This is a genomic window from Lysinibacillus sp. GW247-5R2A, assembly GCF_059424475.1.
Genome location: NZ_JBWKZL010000001.1, coordinates 339,763 through 359,212, shown reverse-complemented (window position 1 = coordinate 359,212; position 19,450 = coordinate 339,763). Strand labels below are relative to the sequence as shown.

At 38.3% G+C, this 19,450-nt stretch carries 21 protein-coding genes, 1 pseudogene and 1 riboswitch; of the genes and pseudogenes, 11 read left to right on the top strand and 11 right to left on the bottom strand.

All coding sequences use genetic code 11. The annotated features are described in order from the left end of the window. Positions 1-17 precede the first annotated feature (17 nt). A riboswitch (guanidine-I (ykkC/yxkD leader) is annotated at positions 18-113 on the top strand. A gap of 126 nt (positions 114-239) precedes the next feature. Next, complete coding sequence (locus AC07YC_RS01755; protein ID WP_336634220.1) at positions 240-581, top strand: DMT family transporter; 342 nt, start codon at positions 240-242, stop codon at positions 579-581. After that, complete coding sequence (locus AC07YC_RS01750; protein WP_008174577.1) at positions 581-895, top strand: DMT family transporter; 315 nt, start codon at positions 581-583, stop codon at positions 893-895. Before AC07YC_RS01755 ends, AC07YC_RS01750 begins: the two co-directional genes overlap by 1 nt. A 56-nt stretch (positions 896-951) precedes the next feature. Here the strand turns inward: AC07YC_RS01750 and AC07YC_RS01745 are convergent, their stop codons facing one another. The 4 genes from AC07YC_RS01745 to AC07YC_RS01730 form a co-directional block, all read right to left on the bottom strand. Next, on the bottom strand, positions 952-1,830 hold the full coding sequence (locus tag AC07YC_RS01745; protein WP_336634219.1) for a glycine betaine ABC transporter substrate-binding protein: 879 nt from the start codon (positions 1,828-1,830) through the stop codon (positions 952-954). Positions 1,831-1,898: 68 nt separating this feature from the next. Continuing rightward, complete coding sequence (locus AC07YC_RS01740) at positions 1,899-2,753, bottom strand: ABC transporter permease (RefSeq protein ID WP_336634218.1); 855 nt, start codon at positions 2,751-2,753, stop codon at positions 1,899-1,901. Beyond that, positions 2,746-3,945 carry a quaternary amine ABC transporter ATP-binding protein gene (locus AC07YC_RS01735; RefSeq protein ID WP_069480485.1) on the bottom strand — a complete coding sequence of 400 codons (1,200 nt, stop codon included), beginning with the start codon at positions 3,943-3,945 and terminating at the stop codon, positions 2,746-2,748. The genes AC07YC_RS01740 and AC07YC_RS01735 overlap by 8 nt, the downstream gene beginning before the upstream one ends. A gap of 158 nt (positions 3,946-4,103) precedes the next feature. After that, the gene (locus AC07YC_RS01730) at positions 4,104-4,739 is read right to left on the bottom strand and encodes a GntR family transcriptional regulator (RefSeq protein ID WP_036124312.1); all 636 of its coding nucleotides are present in this window, start codon (positions 4,737-4,739) and stop codon (positions 4,104-4,106) included. 271 nt (positions 4,740-5,010) lie between these two features. Between AC07YC_RS01730 and AC07YC_RS01725 the strand changes: the two genes are divergently transcribed. Genes AC07YC_RS01725 through AC07YC_RS01710 form a run of 4 tightly spaced genes read left to right on the top strand, consistent with a single transcriptional unit; the run spans position 5,011 to position 8,532 of the window. Further along, positions 5,011-5,742, top strand: coding sequence for a GTP cyclohydrolase II (locus AC07YC_RS01725; protein WP_494918229.1), 732 nt, complete (start codon positions 5,011-5,013; stop codon positions 5,740-5,742). 15 nt (positions 5,743-5,757) lie between these two features. Beyond that, complete coding sequence (gene ribD / locus AC07YC_RS01720) at positions 5,758-6,870, top strand: bifunctional diaminohydroxyphosphoribosylaminopyrimidine deaminase/5-amino-6-(5-phosphoribosylamino)uracil reductase RibD (protein WP_494918228.1); 1,113 nt, start codon at positions 5,758-5,760, stop codon at positions 6,868-6,870. Further along, the gene (locus AC07YC_RS01715) at positions 6,867-7,952 is read left to right on the top strand and encodes an FAD-dependent monooxygenase (protein ID WP_494918227.1); all 1,086 of its coding nucleotides are present in this window, start codon (positions 6,867-6,869) and stop codon (positions 7,950-7,952) included. Before ribD ends, AC07YC_RS01715 begins: the two co-directional genes overlap by 4 nt. 16 nt (positions 7,953-7,968) lie before the next feature. After that, positions 7,969-8,532 (top strand): 5' nucleotidase, NT5C type, encoded by a 564-nt coding sequence (locus tag AC07YC_RS01710; protein WP_494918226.1) that lies wholly within the window; start codon positions 7,969-7,971, stop codon positions 8,530-8,532. A 203-nt stretch (positions 8,533-8,735) separates the two neighbouring features. On the opposite strand, the gene solA is transcribed toward AC07YC_RS01710, so the two are convergent. From solA to AC07YC_RS01690, 4 genes are all read right to left on the bottom strand, one after another. Next, on the bottom strand, positions 8,736-9,854 hold the full coding sequence (gene solA, locus AC07YC_RS01705) for an N-methyl-L-tryptophan oxidase (protein WP_494918225.1): 1,119 nt from the start codon (positions 9,852-9,854) through the stop codon (positions 8,736-8,738). 127 nt (positions 9,855-9,981) lie between these two features. Beyond that, the gene (locus AC07YC_RS01700; RefSeq protein ID WP_494918223.1) at positions 9,982-11,334 is read right to left on the bottom strand and encodes a uracil-xanthine permease family protein; all 1,353 of its coding nucleotides are present in this window, start codon (positions 11,332-11,334) and stop codon (positions 9,982-9,984) included. Between the two features lie 51 nt (positions 11,335-11,385). After that, a complete protein-coding gene (gene guaD / locus AC07YC_RS01695; protein WP_494918221.1) occupies positions 11,386-12,753 on the bottom strand; it encodes a guanine deaminase in 1,368 nt (455 codons plus the stop codon). 198 nt (positions 12,754-12,951) lie between these two features. After that, positions 12,952-13,842, bottom strand: a complete 891-nt coding sequence (locus AC07YC_RS01690) for a LysR family transcriptional regulator (protein ID WP_336634210.1) — start codon at positions 13,840-13,842, stop codon at positions 12,952-12,954. Positions 13,843-13,955: 113 nt separating this feature from the next. On the opposite strand from AC07YC_RS01690, the gene AC07YC_RS01685 reads away from it, so the two are divergent. From AC07YC_RS01685 to AC07YC_RS01675, 3 genes are all read left to right on the top strand, one after another. Then, positions 13,956-15,140 carry a YbfB/YjiJ family MFS transporter gene (locus tag AC07YC_RS01685; protein ID WP_336634209.1) on the top strand — a complete coding sequence of 395 codons (1,185 nt, stop codon included), beginning with the start codon at positions 13,956-13,958 and terminating at the stop codon, positions 15,138-15,140. 185 nt (positions 15,141-15,325) lie between these two features. Next, on the top strand, positions 15,326-16,066 hold the full coding sequence (locus AC07YC_RS01680) for a class I SAM-dependent methyltransferase (RefSeq protein WP_494918219.1): 741 nt from the start codon (positions 15,326-15,328) through the stop codon (positions 16,064-16,066). A 12-nt stretch (positions 16,067-16,078) separates the two neighbouring features. Then, entirely contained in the window at positions 16,079-16,591 is a 513-nt protein-coding gene (locus AC07YC_RS01675; RefSeq protein WP_494918218.1) for a DUF6886 family protein, read from the top strand. 54 nt (positions 16,592-16,645) lie between these two features. Here the strand turns inward: AC07YC_RS01675 and AC07YC_RS01670 are convergent, their stop codons facing one another. Next, positions 16,646-17,128 (bottom strand): NUDIX hydrolase, encoded by a 483-nt coding sequence (locus AC07YC_RS01670; protein WP_494918216.1) that lies wholly within the window; start codon positions 17,126-17,128, stop codon positions 16,646-16,648. A 178-nt stretch (positions 17,129-17,306) separates the two neighbouring features. Between AC07YC_RS01670 and AC07YC_RS01665 the strand changes: the two genes are divergently transcribed. Continuing rightward, positions 17,307-17,750: a 2-thiouracil desulfurase family protein gene (locus AC07YC_RS01665; protein ID WP_494918215.1), complete on the top strand. Its 444-nt coding sequence runs from the start codon at positions 17,307-17,309 to the stop codon at positions 17,748-17,750. Positions 17,751-17,970: 220 nt separating this feature from the next. On the opposite strand, the pseudogene AC07YC_RS01660 reads toward AC07YC_RS01665, so the two are convergent. Next, positions 17,971-18,135, bottom strand: a pseudogene (locus AC07YC_RS01660) (ATP-binding cassette domain-containing protein); the annotation flags it as partial. Between the two features lie 141 nt (positions 18,136-18,276). On the opposite strand from AC07YC_RS01660, the gene AC07YC_RS01655 reads away from it, so the two are divergent. Continuing rightward, the gene (locus tag AC07YC_RS01655; RefSeq protein WP_494918214.1) at positions 18,277-19,035 is read left to right on the top strand and encodes a DUF4184 family protein; all 759 of its coding nucleotides are present in this window, start codon (positions 18,277-18,279) and stop codon (positions 19,033-19,035) included. Positions 19,036-19,097: 62 nt separating this feature from the next. Here AC07YC_RS01655 and AC07YC_RS01650 read toward each other — a convergent pair whose 3' ends face one another. Continuing rightward, positions 19,098-19,415, bottom strand: a complete 318-nt coding sequence (locus AC07YC_RS01650) for a response regulator transcription factor (RefSeq protein ID WP_494918378.1) — start codon at positions 19,413-19,415, stop codon at positions 19,098-19,100. Positions 19,416-19,450: the final 35 nt, after the last annotated feature.

Genomic DNA, 19,450 nt, shown 5'->3' with positions numbered 1-19,450 from the left:
TAAGGTTAATAAAATATTGTAAAGTTTTCTAGGGTTCCGTAGCCGATGCTAGTCTGGTCCGAGAGAAAACCACAATTTTTTTTGTGACACGGAGGGATAAAAGCCTGGGAGATACTGTCGATGGACAGTTTCTTCTAGGCTTTTTTGTTTGGCTAAAATCAGGTAATTTGGCGAAAGCTGAAAAAGGATAGTCATCAAGGTAGTCATTCATCGTGTCCTATAAAATGGAGGGATTTTTTATGAATAAGCATTGGTTAAGTGTCATTATCGCTGCTTGCTTTGAAGTAGGCTGGGTCATTGGTTTAAAGCATGCTTCATCTGTATGGGAATGGATAGGCACTGCAATTGCAATCTATGTTAGTTTTTATTTGCTTATTAAAGCGGGAGAGCACTTACCAGTTGGTACGGTATATGCGATTTTTGTAGGCTTAGGGACAGCAGGCACTGTATGCGCGGATAGTTTGCTGTTTGGAGAGCCATGGAAGCTAGCAAAAATACTATGTATTGTTGTTTTATTGGCAGGGGTTGTAGGCTTAAAGCTTGTGACAGGAGAGCCGAAGGAAAAAGAGGTGACTGAATAATGGCATGGATGGCATTAATAATTGCTGGCCTATGTGAGATGATGGGCGTCTATATGATTAGTAAATATAATAACGAAAAGAATAAAAAAAACTTGGGGTTATTGATATTTGCATTTACATTAAGCTTTGCAGGTCTTGCATATGCTATGGAAACCTTACCAATGGGTACGGCTTATGCAATTTGGACAGGAATTGGTGCGGCTGGAGGAGCCTTGCTAGGAATGTTCTTCTTTAATGAATCAAAGGATTGGAGAAGAGTTGTTTGTATCGTGCTTGTTTTAGGAGCAGCCGTCATGTTGAAAATATTGTCATAAAAGAAGCCTATAAAAAATGCACTTCCAGTTGAAAAAAGGAAGTGCATTTTTTTACATTATTTTTTTACATCTTTTGTCCATTCAGCTACTTTTTCTGGATTTGCTTCAATCCATTCTTTAGCAGCGTCTTTTGGATCCTTACCATCCATTACTTCTAGCATAACGCTTTCTAAATCTTCAGCTGTCCAGTGAAAGTTATCTAATACGGAATACACTTCAGGTAAATCCTCTTTTAACCCTTTACGAACAAAAGTATTGATTGTTTCTTCGCCACCGAAAACACCTTTTGGATCTTCTAAATATTTAAGATCATATTTAGCAAACTTCCAGTGTGGTGACCAACCAGTAACAATAATTTCTTCCTTTTCTTTCAACGCTTTTGCTAAGGAAGTAGTCATTGCACCGGAAGAAGACGTAACAAAATTCCAATCTGCTAAACTATCATATTCATCTAATGCTTTTTCTGTTGCTGCTGTTATACCAGCGCCAGGCTCGATACCAGTAATTGTACGATCAGCCTCATCTGTTAAATCTTCAATAGAGTTTGCTTTCATATAGCTTGGTACAACTAAGCCGATTTTTGCGCCAGCAAGGTTTTCGCCCAGCTCATCTAATTTATCTTTATATTTTTCATATTGTGATTCATGTGTATGTGGTAACCATGCAGCAACCATGCCGTCTGCCTCGCCTTTAGAAACTGCTTCCCACATAATGGCATTATCTAAAGGTGTTAATGTCACATCATAGCCTAAATCTTCAAGGACTTGCCCCACTACATTCGTAGAGGCGATTTCAGTATCCCACTCTACATAGGCTAAGTTTACCTCCTTAGAATCACTATTCTTTCCAGAACCAGAGTCTCCTCCGCTACATGCAGCGAGCATGAAGCCTAAACCTAAAGCCATTCCTAATTTCGATAGTGTTTTCAGTTTCATCTAATCTCCCTTTCTGTCCATCATTTCTATCTATTAAACTGCCTTCATGGCAAGAAAATAAACTAATTTTATAAGGCTTTCTTTTTATTAAAGCTTTGTGTTAAACGGTCAATAATAATAGCAAAAATAACTAAACCTAAACCTGCAACGAAACCATTCCCAACCTGTGTACGTTGTAGGGCTGTTAAGACTTCACGTCCTAAACCTGGAGCACCAATCATCGAGGCGATAACTACCATAGAAAGGGACAGCATTACAGTTTGGTTAATACCTGCCATAATCGTTGATTTAGCAAGTGGGATTTCTACTTTAAATAGTTTTTGACTAGCTGTACTACCATAAGAGTCTGCGGCTTCCACTAATTCTTTAGGCACCTGACGAATACCTAGGTTAGTCATACGTACAGTTGGTGGCAAAGCAAAGATAACGGATGCGAAGACACCAGGTACAATTCCTATGCCGAAAAAGGCAACGGCAGGGATGAGGTAGACAAAGCCAGGCATTGTTTGCATGAAATCGAGTATTGGTTTAATAATACTTTCAGCGATTGTAGACTTCGACATTAGAATCCCTAGTGGAATACCGATGATGATGGAAATAATACTTGAAAAGATGACGAGCGTGGTTGTTTCCATCAGGTTTGTCCAAAGACCTTGATTATAAATAAACAACAAGCCTATTAATGAAAATGAGGCAAGCCCGAATTTTTTACCAGTTGCATAAAAGGCAAAAACAACGACAAGTAATATTAAAATAATGGCTGGGATACTATTTAACAAATCAGTGACCTGATTCATGAGTAGTTTTCCTAATTGTTGAATCGAGTTAAAGAACGCTGAAAAATTACTCGTCAACCAGTCCATAGCTGATTCTACCCATGGAGCTAGTGGTATTGTTGGAATATTATCTAAAAAATTATTCATGTACATCGGCCTCCTCGTCACTCGTTGAAAGTGCTTGAATGACAACGCCTCTAATCAGCACACCAAGCAAGCGACCATCTTTTACGACGGCAATAGGAGTAGGTGAATTATAAATCATCCCTAATATATCCTGTAATAGCATGTCTGGTGGAACGGTTAGCACCTCTGATTGCACAATGGAATGGACAGTTTGCTCTTGCTTCTTAGCTGAAGCTAATGCGTCGTCTGCTGTAATAAAGCCCTTTAAATGTCTGTTTTTGTCCACAGCCATTAATAAACTAACAGCTTCTTGTCGCATACGTTTTAGTGCTACTTTAGGGCCGTCTAAATCTACGTTGACATAAACCGGTCGCACCATGACATTTTCAGCCGTCAATACTTTAGAGCGGTCCACATCTTCCACGAATGTTTTGACATAATCATTCGCTGGGTTGGTTAATATTTCTTCTCCCGTACCAATCTGAATGATAGAGCCATCCTTCATAATAGCGATGCGATCTCCAATGCGTAAGGCTTCATTCAGATCATGAGTGATAAATAAAATTGTTTTTTTGACCTTTTGTTGTAGATCGAGTAGCTCATCTTGCATTTCTTTACGAATTAATGGGTCTAATGCTGAAAAAGCTTCATCCATTAATAAAATTTCAGGATCATTGGCAAGAGCACGCGCTAATCCAACACGTTGCTGCATACCACCTGATAATTGACTTGGGTATTGATCTTTATAAGCGAGTAATCCAGCATTTTCAAGAGCTTGTTCTGCTTTTGCTTGGCGTTCTTCCTTTGAAATGCCTCGGATTTCAAGTCCGTATTCGGTGTTTTGAAGTAATGTGCGATGAGGGAATAAACCGAAGTTTTGGAAAACCATGCTCATTTTGTTTCTTCTTACAGTCCGTAAACTTTCTTTACCCATTTTAGAAATATTTTCTCCATCGATATATATATTTCCGCTCGTTGGTTCAATAAGGCGGTTTAAGAGCCGTATTAATGTTGATTTACCGCTTCCTGACAATCCCATGATAACGAAGATTTCTCCTTCGTTCACTGTAAAGCTAGCATCGTATACACCAACAGTTGCACCTGTTTCTTTTAAGATATCAGTCTTACTTTTTTGTTTCTTGACGAGTTCTAGTGCTTGGGGAATATGTTTGCCAAACACTTTTGATACGTGTTCTACTTTTAATTTTTCCATAGAAGCACTCCTTTCGTAGATTATTACTATTTGAGGATAGTGATACCCAAAAATAAACAAGTAACAACCTTACTGTAACAAAGGGTTGTTACTTTTGTCAAACCGACCAATAAGAAAAAAACCGCTTAAACGCTGTGATACCAGCGCTTAAACGGTTTTTAATTTGGGTATAAAAAGCTTTGTACTCTAGCGAAACTTTCATCATTTCCAACAAAATAAATAATATCACCTTCTTCGAATGATACATAAGGACCAGGTGATAGTAATAATTCATTACCACGACGAATACCGACGATGGTACTTGATGTATTTTGCCAAAAATTTAAGGCTTGTACAGTTTGATGAATGCCTGGACTTTCAGCCGTCATTTCTAATTGATAAGGGATAAATGGATTTACTGAACGGAAATGCTCGGTACGACTAATTAGCTGCTTTGCCTTGTCTTGTAAATTAATTAATTCATGCTGTTGCTTTTGAATACTTGTCAGAAGTTCATTTTGTATTTCATGAATGGATTGAACGTCATGAAATTGTCGGACAAAATGCGCTGCTTTTTCATACGACTTAATAATTACACCGCTGCCTTTCGATGCCTCTACAATTTCTAAGTCTTGTAAAACAGCGATTGCTCTTCTCGCAGTCTCAGCAGACACATTATATTGACTTGCAAGAGAAGATCTTGCATATATTTTATCGCCGATGCGGTATTTTCTTTCTACGATCTTGGAGGCAAGGTCGATAGCGATTTGTTGATATTTAGGCTGCTTCAGTTGCACAGTTTTTTCTAAGTTCATTTTAAACTTCCTTTCGTCATTACAGGTACCACAGCTTATTATAGACTAGCCTGCACAGAAAAAATAGCATCTCCATAAGCTAGTAGTATATGATGAAAAAGTAATGCTAAAATTTTTGTATATACTATTAAAAATAATAGGATAGTAGCCGTTGTTTGACACTTTTTAGTTATTATTATAAACTAAGTTACGTTATGTAAGTGTTGTGAAAATACATGTGCTCAGTTGGTGTTTTTAACCAACTGTTTCCTATAGAAGGTTGGAGATTAATATGACAATTACTACTAAAATTATGGACATAGTGAAAGATAAAATGACAGTTATAAAGCACACGAATACAGAAAATATTTGCCTAGTTGGTCCTGTGAATTTGCCCGTTCAACAAGGTGACTTTTCTGCTACATTTCAGTGGTATAACTGGCTTACAGTAGATGTGAATGTATCAAAAGAAGAAATCATTGATGGCTTAGCTACAGCCAATTTGGCTTTTTTACAGCAATCATCAGTTCTTGTATATGGTGATTTTACCCATTCAGAAGATGCTTTAATCCGCATGCATAGTATTTGTCACACTGGTGACATATTTGGTAGTCAGCGCTGTGATTGTGGCTATCAATTGCATGAATCTATGAAAATGATTGTAGAGCACGGCTGTGGAGCTATTTTTTATTTAGCTGATCATGAAGGGCGAGGCATCGGACTATTCTCTAAATCACTCGCTTATTTATTACAAGAAGAAGGGCTAGATACAGTAGAGGCAAACCATGCACTTGGCTTCCCTGACGATACGCGTTCATATGAAGAAGCACTCGCAGTTTTAACTACTCTACGTGCAAAGCCTGTGACGCTTATTACAAATAATCCTAAAAAATTGGCTGCTTTACAGGCTCGAGGCTTAGCAGCAGAAGGGCATGTTCCTTTATGGGGCGGCTTAACAGAAACGAATCGTTTTTATTTGGAAACGAAGGTTGAGAAATCTGGACATTTACGAGAAAAACAATAAGTGGAGGTGGCGACCATGACTAATAAAGACGAAAAATACATGCAACTAGCTCTAGATCTAGCGGCTAGTGCAAAAGGTAATACAAACCCTAATCCACTTGTCGGGGCGGTAATTGTCAAAAATGACATTATTGTAGGTACTGGTTTACACAGAAAAGCAGGCGAACCACATGCAGAAGTTCATGCTTTTCGTATGGCTGGCGAACATGCAAAGAATGCTACATTATATGTCACACTTGAACCTTGTTCACATTTTGGTAAAACGCCTCCTTGTGCGAATTTAGTGAAGGAATCTGGTGTTAGTCGAGTGGTGGTTGCCATGCAAGATCCTAATCCTACTGTTGCAGGTCGTGGCATTCAATTGCTACGCGATGCAGGTATAGCAGTGGAGGTCGGTGTTTTGGAGCAACAAGCACGCCGTTTAAATGAACGCTTTATCCATAACATGCTCACTAAAAGACCGTTTGTTATTTCGAAATTTGCTATGACTGTAGATGGGAAAATTGCTACGCATACAGGGCACTCTAAATGGGTAACGGGTGATGCTGCACGTGAGGATGTCCACCATATTCGCCATGAGGTAGATGGCATTCTAGTTGGTGTTGGTACAGTTATCGCTGACAATCCATCTTTAACAACAAGATTAAGTAATGGCTATGGGAAAAACCCAACACGCATTATTATGGATAGTTTATTACGCACACCGCTTAATGCGAATGTGATCAATACGGAAGAAGCCTCAACAATTCTTGTTTGTAGCAATGAGGTAAGCCAAGAAAAGGTCGATTCATTTACTAATAAAGGCCTCACAGTTTTATCTATTGAGACGAACGAACATGGGCTAAATATTGATGAAATGCTTGCAGGACTTTATGAACACGGCATTACAGATATTTTGCTAGAGGGTGGTAGTAAAGTGAATGCTTCATTTTTACAGCAAGGTGCCATTGATAAGTATGTAATTTATATAGCGCCAAAGGTTTTAGGAGGAAATTTATCCTTAACGCCATTTGCGGGTTATAACCCCTCTTTCATGAATGAGGCATGGGATATTGAATTTGCCTCATTTGATAAGGTAGGCGAGGATTTACGTATTATCGCATATCCAAAGCAAGGTGAAGGAAATTGAACTATGAAGCGGATGTTTGTATAGTAGGGGCTGGACCAGCTGGTGCACTTTTATCTTATTTACTAGTCAAAAAAGGGCTATCGGTCATTCTACTAGAGCAAAATGCGGCCCTAGGTAAGTCTTTTCGTGGCGAACATTTAAATGAAGAAGGCGAGGCTGTTTTAAAAAGTCATCAACTTTTCGAAGCAGTCGAGTCGCTCGGCTTATTACGTATGGAAAAGCTAGAATATTATGCAGATGGTAATGCCTTTAAAACAATTTTTCCTAATGACTCTGTCGGGCATCTAGGAATTCATGTTCCTCAAGCTAATCTATTAAAAGGTATTTTACAAAAAACACTGCTATTTTCTCACTTTACTTGTCTGCTACATACGAAGGTAACGGAGCTCATCCAGGACGCATCAGGTAATTATAAAGGCGTAATTGCCATAAAGGATGGAACAACTATAACGATCAATAGCCAACTAATAATCGGTGCTGATGGACGCTACTCCACGATTCGTAAGGCAGCACATATAGATGTTCAAAAACAAAAACATGGCTTTGACTTATTATGGGCTAAAATTCCAGCTCCTTCAGACTGGGAGCCCTCTATTAAAATGGCATTAATCGGAGATAAGCAACTATCATTGTTCACGCAAGTTGGTGGCTTTATTCAAATTGGGTGGAATATTGAACAGGGGAGCTATCCACAGCTCCGAAAACAATCATTTACACCTTTTATTCAACAGCTTACGATGCAATTTCCTGCATTATCTGAGCCAGTGAAGGAGCATATTCAGTCTTGGAAAGATTTTGTGCTGTTAGATGTTTTCAGCTGTCACTGTAACTGTTGGGGTACGCAAGGTCTTGTGCTATTAGGCGATGCGGTTCATACGATGACACCGACCGGAGCATTTGGCCTGAACAGTGCGTTAAAAGATGCTGATTGTTTGGCGTCTCTATTAAATAAGGAATCATTAGCGCATTTTAATGTTCAAGATTTTCAGCATATGCGAAAGCAAGCTATTGAGGATGTTTTAGCCGTACAAATAGAGAGGGAACAAACGTTTTCTGCTCATTTTGTCAATAGAGCATCATGAAAGGAAGTAACACCTAATGAAATTTGGTTTTGACATTGATGATACACTAATAGATTTACGGGCACATGCCTTTGCCATTTACAATAAAAAAATGGAGAAAAATATTCCAATTGATATTTTTCATACGCTAAAAAGAGTTGAAATTCATGAGCCATTTGGCTTATCGGATGAAGAGGGAGCAGCGATGTGGAACAGTTCATTAGAAGAAATTTATTTTACGAACTGTCCTTCTTTTGAAGGGTCATTAGCAGTTCTGCAAGCTTTAGCGGATCACGGCCATGATATTTACTACATTACCTCTCGTCCGAAGCAATTTTGTGCGCAAACAAAAGAATGGATGGGTGCACAAAGATTTCCGATAAAAGAGGGCCATTTTTTCTGTGGTATGCAAGATGCAGAGAAGGTAGCGATTATAAAAGATCTTGCTTTAGATGTTTATGTAGATGATAAACCAGCAGTGCTGGGGACACTTCATAATATACAGACAAAAGTAGTGTTAAAAAATCAATCCTATAATCAGCATGTTGAGTTACCAAGATTGCATCATTGGCAGGATTTTTTAGCACTTATTGAAGCGTAAGATATGGATGAACCCCCAAATTATAGTGACTCATAAAGTTACTATAATTTGGGGTTCTTTTTAGACTAATAAAAATGAAATAATAAATTGAATTAGAATGAACAAAAGTAACGTCGCTTATTTCCAAGAATGAAATTGCCGCCTTACGATCTGCTTTTATGATGAAGCATCCAATTAATGTCGTTCCCCACATGTATCCAAAATTAATGGAATCGACTAAGGTGGAAGCGTGTTAGATCCTGCTGACATTCACCATATAACGTTAATTCTGCGAGAGCTTCTCCAACGGCACTGCTAAATTTAAAGCCATGACCTGAAAAACCTGCCGCGATTATAATATTTTGATGAGTAGGTAGGAAATCAATGATGAAGTCTTCATCTGGCGTCATGGAATATTTGCACGTTTTCCCGTATTTTAACGCGCCATGCCGAGGCATAAATTGCTGAATGAAATGTTGTAAATCTGCACGATCCTTGTCATTGAATGGATGAAGAGGCCTATTTGGATTGATTTCTTCGCCACCATCATGTCGACCTAGCTTTAGTCCTGCACCATCAATGCTAGGGAAGCCATAGTAAGAGGAATCGGCGAATTCAAAGCAATAGGCTGGAAAGACCTCTTCACTATAAAGCTCGTCATCCGCTTCGAACCATGCAAAGGTTTTTCGCGTTGGTGTAACAGGAAGGGAGATGTCTAGCGTTTGCAGTAGCTCAGTTGCCCATGCCCCTGCAGTGACAATTAAATGCTTTGCCTTATATTCTTGATTGGCCGTTTGCACTTGCACCAATTCTCCAGCTTGGATGCTAACAACTTTTTCATTTGTTTGTAAGCGTGCCCCAGCTTCCACAGCTAGTTTTTTATAGGCTCGAATACATGCTTCAACTCGAAGGACACCGGCAGTCGGCTCAAAGCATGCCACCAAATTAGCTGGTAAAGATAATCCAGGCCACTTGTTCATTGCTTCAGCTGCTGAATAGTGTTCGAGTGCTAATTCATGAAGTGTTGCACTGGCTTTTACATTTTGAATAAAACTACAGGTTGGTTCTCCAATATTTACTACACCAGTTTGTAAAAATAAGTTTTCATCTGCTAAAGATTCGAGGTCCTGCCATAGCTCCCCAGCTCTTTTCACGAAAGGTACATAGCTAGCTCCCTCCCCGTAGGCAAAGCGAATAATTCTTGTTTCTCCATGATGGCTACCTTCCTCATGTGGGGGATTAAAAGCATCCAGCATTAATACATTTTTGCCTGCCTTCGCTAAATAATAACCTGCCGCCATCCCCATAGAACCTGCCCCAACTATAATGACATCATATACCATACTAATCCCTACTTTTTTGCTCAAGTATAACAGATTGCTAGAAAATGAAACAGAAATATTTGAAAAATTAAAAAAGCACACCCCTCGCTCACCAATAGTGAAAGAGGGTTGTGCATGAAATTGTTAATTATTTTGAGCGTGGTAATATTTTATTGAGGATAATGGCTACAAGTGCAGCTGTGGCAATAGGTGAACCGAATAAATATTGAACAGTTGTCGGTAATGAATACAAGAAATCATCTGGCAATAATGTCAGTGCTAACGTTAAAATGATTGGAATAGCAATTACATACATTTCCTTTTCGCCAATATGTTCATTTTTCATGACCTGTAAACCACTAATAGCAATGATGCCGCATACAATGACAAATACTCCTCCAATGACAGCCGAAGGAATGGCTGAAATGAGAGCGGCTAATTTACCAGAGAAGCCAAAAACAATGAACCAAATACCCGCAGCGATAAATACACGACGACTAGCAATTCCTGTAATGGAAATTACCCCTGCATTTGTTGAGTAACCAGTTACTGGTGTAGAACCTAGTAAGGAAGCAATAAAACAGCCGATCCCTTCACCGACAACACCTCGATTAATTTGCTTATCCGTTAAAGGTTTGTCGATGACATTACTAATAGCAAACCATGTGCCAGTTGTTTCCGCCATTAAGACAATATATATAATGACCATTGTAATAATAGCAGAAATATTAAAGCTAAAGCTGAAATCAACGAATGGAATTTGAGGCATACTAAACCATTTTGCTTGTGATACAGCTGATAGATCTAAAACGCCCATCATATTTGCAGCAATACTACCAACTATTAAAGCAATAATAACGGAGCCAATACGGAATAGGCGCCCCTTTTGATGAAAGACTGTACCTAACATCACACAAATCATTAGGATTACTGCTGAAATCAGCGCTAAATAAATATTTTGTTGAATGGATGCACCTGCTCCATTAAAAATATTATCGCTTAAACCGACAGGCATTAACGATAGCCCAACAACAAAAATGATTGTTCCCCCTACAATTGGCGGAATAAAGATTTGTACAATTTTATTGAAGATACCTGTGTAGCCTAAAATAATTACTAAAATGGCACCAACTAAGCTTGCGCCTAATATTGTGCTCCAACCTAAATCCCCACTGCCACTGGCTGCGTAAATACCAACGATGGCTCCTAGCGGAACATAGGAAGGGCCTTGTGCCATTGGTAATTTCATACAGAAATGTGTTTGTATTATAGTTGCAAGCCCTGCAGCAATAAAGGTGGATTGGATTAATGCACTGGCTTGACCAGTTTGTAAGCCAATTAGCATGGCGATTAAAAATGGGACAACGTAAACGTCCATTGCCATGACATGCTGTAAACCTAGTAACGCCGATTGACCAATCGAAACTTTTTCATCTGGTAGTACGGTTAATTTGGTTGTTTTTCTCGTTGTATTAGTTAGTTTACTTTGTTGCGTTTCCACGAAAATGTGCACCTCATATTGATAAATTTTTAATAGACAGTTGGTGAATCATTAGTCCCTTGAATGAACTTTATTCCCTTGGACCCAAACCTCACGGATATTTTCAGGGCGGACAAGATACATCATTTTTTGGAAAATATCGTGTAATGCTTCTTGGCTATCGAAAATCGGAAGCTTTGCAGAATGGGTCTTTGTATCAATGATTTGTACATCCCATGTATAGTTTTCCTGTAAACGACCAATTGGAAGGCTTAAGCTTTCGCCGCCGCCAGCTGTTGCTAGATAAAAGGCTTCATTAATCGTAATACGTGAATTTGGAACACCGCGTTTATTGGCTGGGATTGCTGTATCTACACCATCCTCAAGCATTCTCGAAGACATGACAGCTTGTCTTGCATTCTCGAAAAGGCTAGGGGAAAATCCGCCTGATATATCTGAACCTAATCCAATATCAACGCCGAGTGCATGGAAACGGGCAATGGGAATAACGCTATTTGCAAAATAGGCATTAGATATTGGGCAATGACCGATAGCTGTGCCTGTCTCAGCAAATAGACGTGCATCATCATCGCTTAGGAAATTACAATGGGCCATAACAGATTTTTCGCCTAATAAACCAAAATCATGGAGAGCCTCAGCATCATTTTTATGGAATCTTTCCTTGACGTAGCCATGTTCCCAGTCACTTTCGCTACAGTGAGATTGGATATGTGTATTGTATTTTGCTGCTAATTCCCCTAATCCCTTTAAAGCATTGTCGGTACAACTTGGAATGAAGCGAGGAGTGACAACAGGATATACACCTTGCTTAGTTGTCTTTGCTAAATCCTTTACAGCTAAAATGAATTCTTCTGTATCAGCAAGAGCTGTTTGTGTAGTAGCATCTCGGTAAAAATGAGGATTTTGTTCAGGATCATCCATCACCACTTTTCCGACTAATCCTCGTTGGCCTTTTTCAGCACAAATTTTTGCTAAAAGAATACTAGCCTCTTTATGAACCGTCGCGAAATATAAGGATGTTGTAGTGCCGTTAGCAAGGAGTGTGCTCACTAAATCTTCGTAAACCTCTTGAGCAAATACTAAATCCGAAAATTTTGATTCGATAGGGAAGGTATATGTGTTCAGCCAATCATAAAGTGGAATGTCTAAAGCTGTACCAGATTGCGCCCATTGTGGAGCATGTACATGCAAGTCGACAAATCCTGGTAATAAATATTGACCTTCATCTAATGGATGAAAATGTTTATGGTGTTGGTATGTAGTTAATAGTTGTTGGTAATCAGCATGTTCAGGAGAGACTGTTTTTTCAATCATGCCATCTGCATTAATGAAAAATAAATAATCTTTCAAAATCTGAACTTCAGTAGCAGACTTACTAGTAAAAGCTGTTCCTTTGAAAATTTGCGTATATTCAGCCATAAAAACCACCTTAATGTTCGTTTATTGATAATAACACGGATTATTATAGGCTATTTAAACTATTAAGTCTATAAAAAAACGAATAATAATAAAAAGTGGTTAGAGGTGAATAAATGACTCAGCCTACAATTTTACAGCTTTGACAGACGCTGAAAGATAGAAAAAAGCACTCTTTTTTAAAGCCAGAGTGCCTTTTTTCTAAGAGATTGTTTCATGAATGATATGAAGAAAATTATTAAAAGAAGAAGAATGAGGTTGTTCATTTTTCCGTGTACAAAGATAAATCGGGCGCTGAATGTCAATGTTTTTAATAAACACTCGTGCTATTTGTTGCTGCTGGATAAAGCTGGATGCTGCTATAGATGGGGCAAGCATCGTCCCGAAACCAGCTGCAATTGCATGAATGGACTCATTGATTCCATCCAGTTGTAGTCCCACTTTAGGTGGGGGTATCTTATGTACTTTACATAATGCATTTAAATATTCCTTTGTGGAGCTACCATCTTCTCTTGTGACAAAGGGCTGTTGCATGAGCTCGGAAAGTGAAACCGTTTGACCGGCTAATGAGTGATTGTATGGCACAATAAACCAATAATCTAAATTCATTAGAAATTGGTAATGAATATCAGGGTGATGACCATCTTCTTTAACGATAAAGGCTAAATCTGCTTTATAATGGAGTAACTCCTCTATTACTTGCTGTGAATTAGCTGTTTTTAAATGAATATGCGTAGTTGGGTAGACTTGTTTAAAATGGGCTAATAATTTAGGTAATAGAAAATGAGAGGGCACATGTGTGGAAGCAATTTGTAATTCCTCATGACCTGTATTTTTTAACTGCTCTACTTTATTTTCGATATCTATTTCTAAATCAAATAAGCGCTGTGCTTGTTTATATAAAAAGGCGCCGCTCTGAGTTAGTGTAATACCTCTACCTTTCGATTCTAGCAATGTTAAACCTAGTTCTTTTTCTAAATTTCGAATTTGAATGGTTACAGCGGGCTGACTAATCATAAGGGCTTGGGCAGCTTTGGAAACACTATCGAGCTCGGCTACCTTTGTAAATAACCGCAGTGCATGTAGATTCATGATAGACACACCTTTTATAAATTATTTTTATGCATTTATATAGATTATATATTAGATTTATTAATTTTTGCTCGGTATCCTTTTAATTACAATAGGGGAAAAGGGGGGACACTATGAATCGCCAACATATGGGGGTTGTTTTCGGAGGAATTTTATTACTCGTCATTGCTATGGGCATTAGTCGATTTGCTTTTACGCCGATTCTACCGTTTATGCGACAGGATGTAGGATTTTCTTTAGAAGTTGCTGGGTTTTTAGCGTCAAGTAATTATATTGGCTATTTCATTGGGGCACTATGGGCGGGCTTTATTCATCGTCAGCGTAAACAAATTTTAATGGTAAGTGTTATTTTTAATGTCCTATCAGTTGGATTAATGGGCTTGATGGAGCTGTACAGTATGTGGTTAATTCTTCGATTAGTCGCTGGTATTACAGGTGGACTGATTTTTGTTTTAACGTCTAGTATTGTCATGGATTATTTGGCGAAACATTCACTATCCCGATGGTCGGGCTATGTTTTTAGTGGTATAGGGCTAGGGATTGCTATTTCAGGCATATGCGTTCCTCTTATTGAAGCGAGACTTGCATGGCAAGGAACATGGTTGGGACTAGGCATACTGTCAGTTGTTTTTTTACTGATTACTACTATTTTATGGAGAGGTTTAGAGATTCAAGATACGTTAAAAGGAGCGAATTCATCTAATACGAGAATGACAAAGGGCTTTATGCCATGGCTTATTTTGTCATATGGACTTGAGGGACTAGGGTATATTATTACAGGTACTTTTTTAGTTGATATTATTCATAATATTCCTTCTCTCCAAGCGTACTCCTCGTATAGCTGGGTCATTGTAGGATTAGCCGCAATCCCATCAGCACCTGTTTGGACGATCTTATTAGAGAAGTTTTCAGCTATAAAAATTTTATTTGTGGCATACATACTTCAAGTAATAGGCATCTTGTTACCTGTATTTTCACAAACAGTTTGGAGTGTATTAGTAGCATCATTTTTATTCGGCCTAACCTTTGTAGGTATTGTGACACTGACTACATCCTATGCACGACAACTTTTTCCGACACAAAGTGGATTCGTTGTATCATTACTAACAACGTTTTATGCGTTTGGACAAATAATTGGACCTATTGTCGCGGGTCAGCTGGTCGATATTTATAATAGCTATAAGGCAGCACTAGTCTTTGCGGGTATAATCGTCTTTGTGGCATTACTAGTGATGTTAGTAGGCAGATGGCTGACCATAAAAAAAGAAGCCGTTGCTGAACATACTATTTCCATATAAAGCATAAAAGCCAGAAATCCTATAAGATTTCTGGCTTTAGTCATTTACTTAAAGAAGGCGTGCCTCTATCTACATGATATGAAAAAATTAAATAAAAGTCTATATATTTTTTTCTTTATATGGAAAAATAGACAAGTGCACAAGGGACGTAACGTTACGATTTTACATTGAAATGAGGTATTTTTATGAATACAGAACAAGCCATTAAGCGTTGGAATCAATATGCAGAGAGGTATACCGCTAATTATCATGAGTATGGTGATATTCATCGTGAAGTACTATTAAATCCCACTATTTTTTCTCTACTGGGAGAGGTGGATGGAAAGCTTTTATTAGATGCGGGGTGTGGCGAAGGATACTTAAGTAGATTACTAGTGAAGCAAGGGGCTATCGTAACGGCTGTTGATTTTTCACAAAAAATGCTAGACATTGCTATGGAAAGAACACCGCAACAGTTGCCAGTTCAATTTTTTCATGGTAACTGTGAAAATTTAGCATTTTTAGCAGACAATCAATTTGATCGTATCGTTTCGAATATGGTTCTTCAAGATTTAGAGGATTATCGTGCAACAATACGTGAGATGTATCGTCTTTTAAAGCCGAATAGCACTTTTGTTTTTTCAATATTGCATCCCTGCTTTGTCACGCCAAATAGTGGATGGATGAGACATGAACAGCTGGATCAGCAGTATTGGAAGGTACAGCGTTACTTTTATGAGGGTGCTTATCAACAACTAGCTGCTGACCCACCTATTGTATTGTTTCATCGCACATTAACAAGCTATGTGGAAGCAATTACGGAAGCAGGCTTTCATATAGAAAAAATTGTAGAGCCGAGACCGTCACAAGAAATGCTTGAAAAGTACCCTCAATTTGAGGAAGATTTGCATTGTGCTGATTTTATTGTATTTAAGCTAAAAAAATAAGGAGGAGAGACCGTGAAATTATTTCATGTTAGTGAAGACCCTACGATAACGATTTTTCATCCTCGTATACCCGAACGCCCAGATTTAGATACAAGCAAAGGTCTTGTATGGGCGATCAACGAGAGATGCCTGCCTAATTATTTAACTCCGAGAGATTGTCCGCGTGTTTGTTTTCATGCTGGGAGTCAAACGACAGAGCAGGACAGACAGCAGTATCTCACAACAGCGCCTCATGTAGTGGTTATTGAACGCAAATGGGTGGAGGTATTGAAAAGTACAAGACTATACTTATATGAGTTTGAGGGAAAAGGATTTACGCTACAGGATGAAATTGCGGGCTATTCGGTTAGTGAAACGCCTCAAATTCCTATTGCGTTATTTGAAATCGATGATATATATAGTGCAATGCTAGAACGTAATGTCGAATTGAAAATAGTCGATAGCCTATGGGACATTCATGATGAAATTCAGCATACAACGTTACATTGGTCAATGTGTCGAATGCGTTGCGCTCAGCCAAGATAGTAAGTAAACAAGCCTCGTCATGTACTTTTTACATAGACGAGGCTTAGATATTTATTATACGTTAGATGCTTGTTCAATTGGTGTTGAAGAAATATGGACTAATTTTTTATCTTGATAAGTAAAGATGTATTCGTAGTTCGTTGTTTCCTGAAGCATTGTAGGCAAATAATACTTTAAATCTGCAATGCCTACATTTTCAGGGTGGAAAATCCAAGTAAGCTCCTTCCAATCAAGAATGCCCTCTGCAACCTTTATCGGTGTAACATATGTAAATGAATCAGGAATTTCTGCTATAAACGCATACATACAGCCATAATCAATGACCCCATCTGTCCATCTGATTTTACCTTTATAAGTAATATCCTCAACCGTAATACCAGTCTCTTCTTTAATTTCTCTTAGGGCACCAGCTAAAGGTGTTTCATTTTGTTCAATTTTTCCACCTACACCATTCCATGCGCCCATCCAAGTTGGGTAGTCTCTATTAAGTAATAGGATATGCTCACCCTTTTTTAGAAAACAAATCGTAAATTCCACGACAATCTACTCCTCCGTCTTTTCTATATAAATTCCATTTCCACTTCTAAGAAACTAGAATGGCTTTGATACGTATTGTATCAGAGAAAATGCTAGGGCACTTAGTAATTTTTCAGAGACACATGTTAAAATGATGTTATTCATATAGACGATAATCGTAAAGGGGAGAGGAATAGCAGTGATTTTAATAAGTGCTTGTTTAGCAGGATTAAATGTTCGTTATAACGGTACGAACTGTATAGATGATCGAGTACAAAAGCTCGTGTTAGAGAAAAAGGCTATTACCGTTTGTCCGGAGCTGATGGGAGGTTTTTCAACGCCTCGTGAGCCTGCTGAAATAGTGGGAGGCAATGGAGACGATGTTCTTGATGGCAAAGCTACCGTTATTGAAAGGTCTGGCCGTGATGTCACAGAGCTATATATGAAGGGGGCGTATGCGACCTTACAGAAAGCGTTAGAGGTGGGGGCGACACAGGTCGTCTTAAAGGAAAATAGCCCGTCCTGTGGTAGTGCAGCGATTTATAATGGCGAGTTCAACGGTACTAAAATAGTCGGGGAAGGCGTAACGACTGCCTTACTTCGAAGAAATAATATTGTCGTGCTATCAGAAGAAGATATTTAGTGAATGACGGTTCCTCCCACCAATCGTTTACGACAAAAGGGTTATGAACATCATCACCCATTGAATCAAAATGGGCTTTTTCAAAAATATTGTTCGTATTTATTAGTATGGTTACAGAAGTAGCGAGTAAAAGCGTTGATAGGAAAATAAGGACAACCATCAGACCATTTTGCAATTTTCTTTTTCTTAAATAGGAGGAACAAAGAGTGACAATTGCGTACAGATAAAGAAGCGTTGACTTACCAGAACCGGAATTTCCCATAATAACAGTGAAATCCCCCTTATAAATATCAATATTCATATTTTTAATGGCATGGAATTGTTCGCTACCAATTGAAAAGGTTTTACATACATTTTGGGCACGTATCAGTACTTCTTTTTCCATAGTATTTTCTTTAGTGTAATATGTAATTATTAGTAGGTACTTATGAAATTATTAATAAATTTTTACAGTCGAAGTAACCTTTTGAACAAAAAAACGTTGTAATAATCGATTTGAAAGATGTCATAAAAGGAGATGGAAATTATGCCATTAACATTTGCTCATCCAGCAGCGGTCCTACCTTTTTCTCGAAAAAGTAAATATATTCATTTTTCTGCCTTGGTATTAGGTAGCATGGCTCCAGATTTCGAATACTTTTTAAGGGGACGGCCAATAGGGGAGATTGGCCATACATTTGCAGGGTTCTTTTTATTCAATCTTCCACTCGTTCTAATCATCTACTTGATTTATCATCGGTTTATCCATCAGCCAATCATGAGCCATTTACCAGAATTTTTACAGGATTTTAATAGCTATCAAATTTCAGGGACTAAAACATGGAAAACTATTGTTTTTAGTTATTCAGCATTATTAGGTATGCTAACCCATGTCATATGGGATTCGTTTACACATCAAAATGGGCTTATGGTGACCAATCTTCGTTTTCTTTCTCAAACATTTACTTTATTTGGATTTCATATCCCCATTTATAAGTTTTTACAGCATGGAAGTACCTTGTTAGGCATTACGCTTATTTTGGGTTATATGTATTACAGGGCATCTTTGATTAAACAGAACAAAGTGCCGGCGGTATCTCCTCAGAAAAAATTAGCTTTTTGGAGTACGCTAGCATTCTTAACGTTTGTTTATGTATGTCTTTGGCAGTGGATCAATGGTATTCCGTTAAGCAGCTACGGCGTATGGGTTGTCCGTATCATCGATTCATTTTTTTGTAGTGTACTGACCCTTTCCATCTGTTTTGCCTATCGGAACAAAACGATGAACGATAAAAAGACTACCTAAAATGGGAGTCTTTTTACGAGATAGGGAGTGTAAGTGTAAAGGTAGTGCCTTCCTTGTGCTTGCTATGAAATGTAATTGAACCATAGTGTTTCTCCATATATGCTGACAAATGGATAGGCCAAGCCCGCTCCTTCCTGCCTTCGTAAAGGAGCAATAATTCTTGCCACTAGTTCACTTAGTGAAAATGGTTTAGTCATATAATCATCCGCACCAAAACCTAGTCCTAATACTTTATCAGTATCACTCCCTCTAGCACTTAAAATGAGTATTGCCACATTACTATGTTCACGGAGCTTACGACATATTTCGATCCCATCACTATCGGGTAGAGAAAGATCAAGAATCACGAAATCTGGAGCGGATTCTTGCAAATAAAGGATAGCTTCCTAGCCAGTTCTTACAATATGTGAGTCGA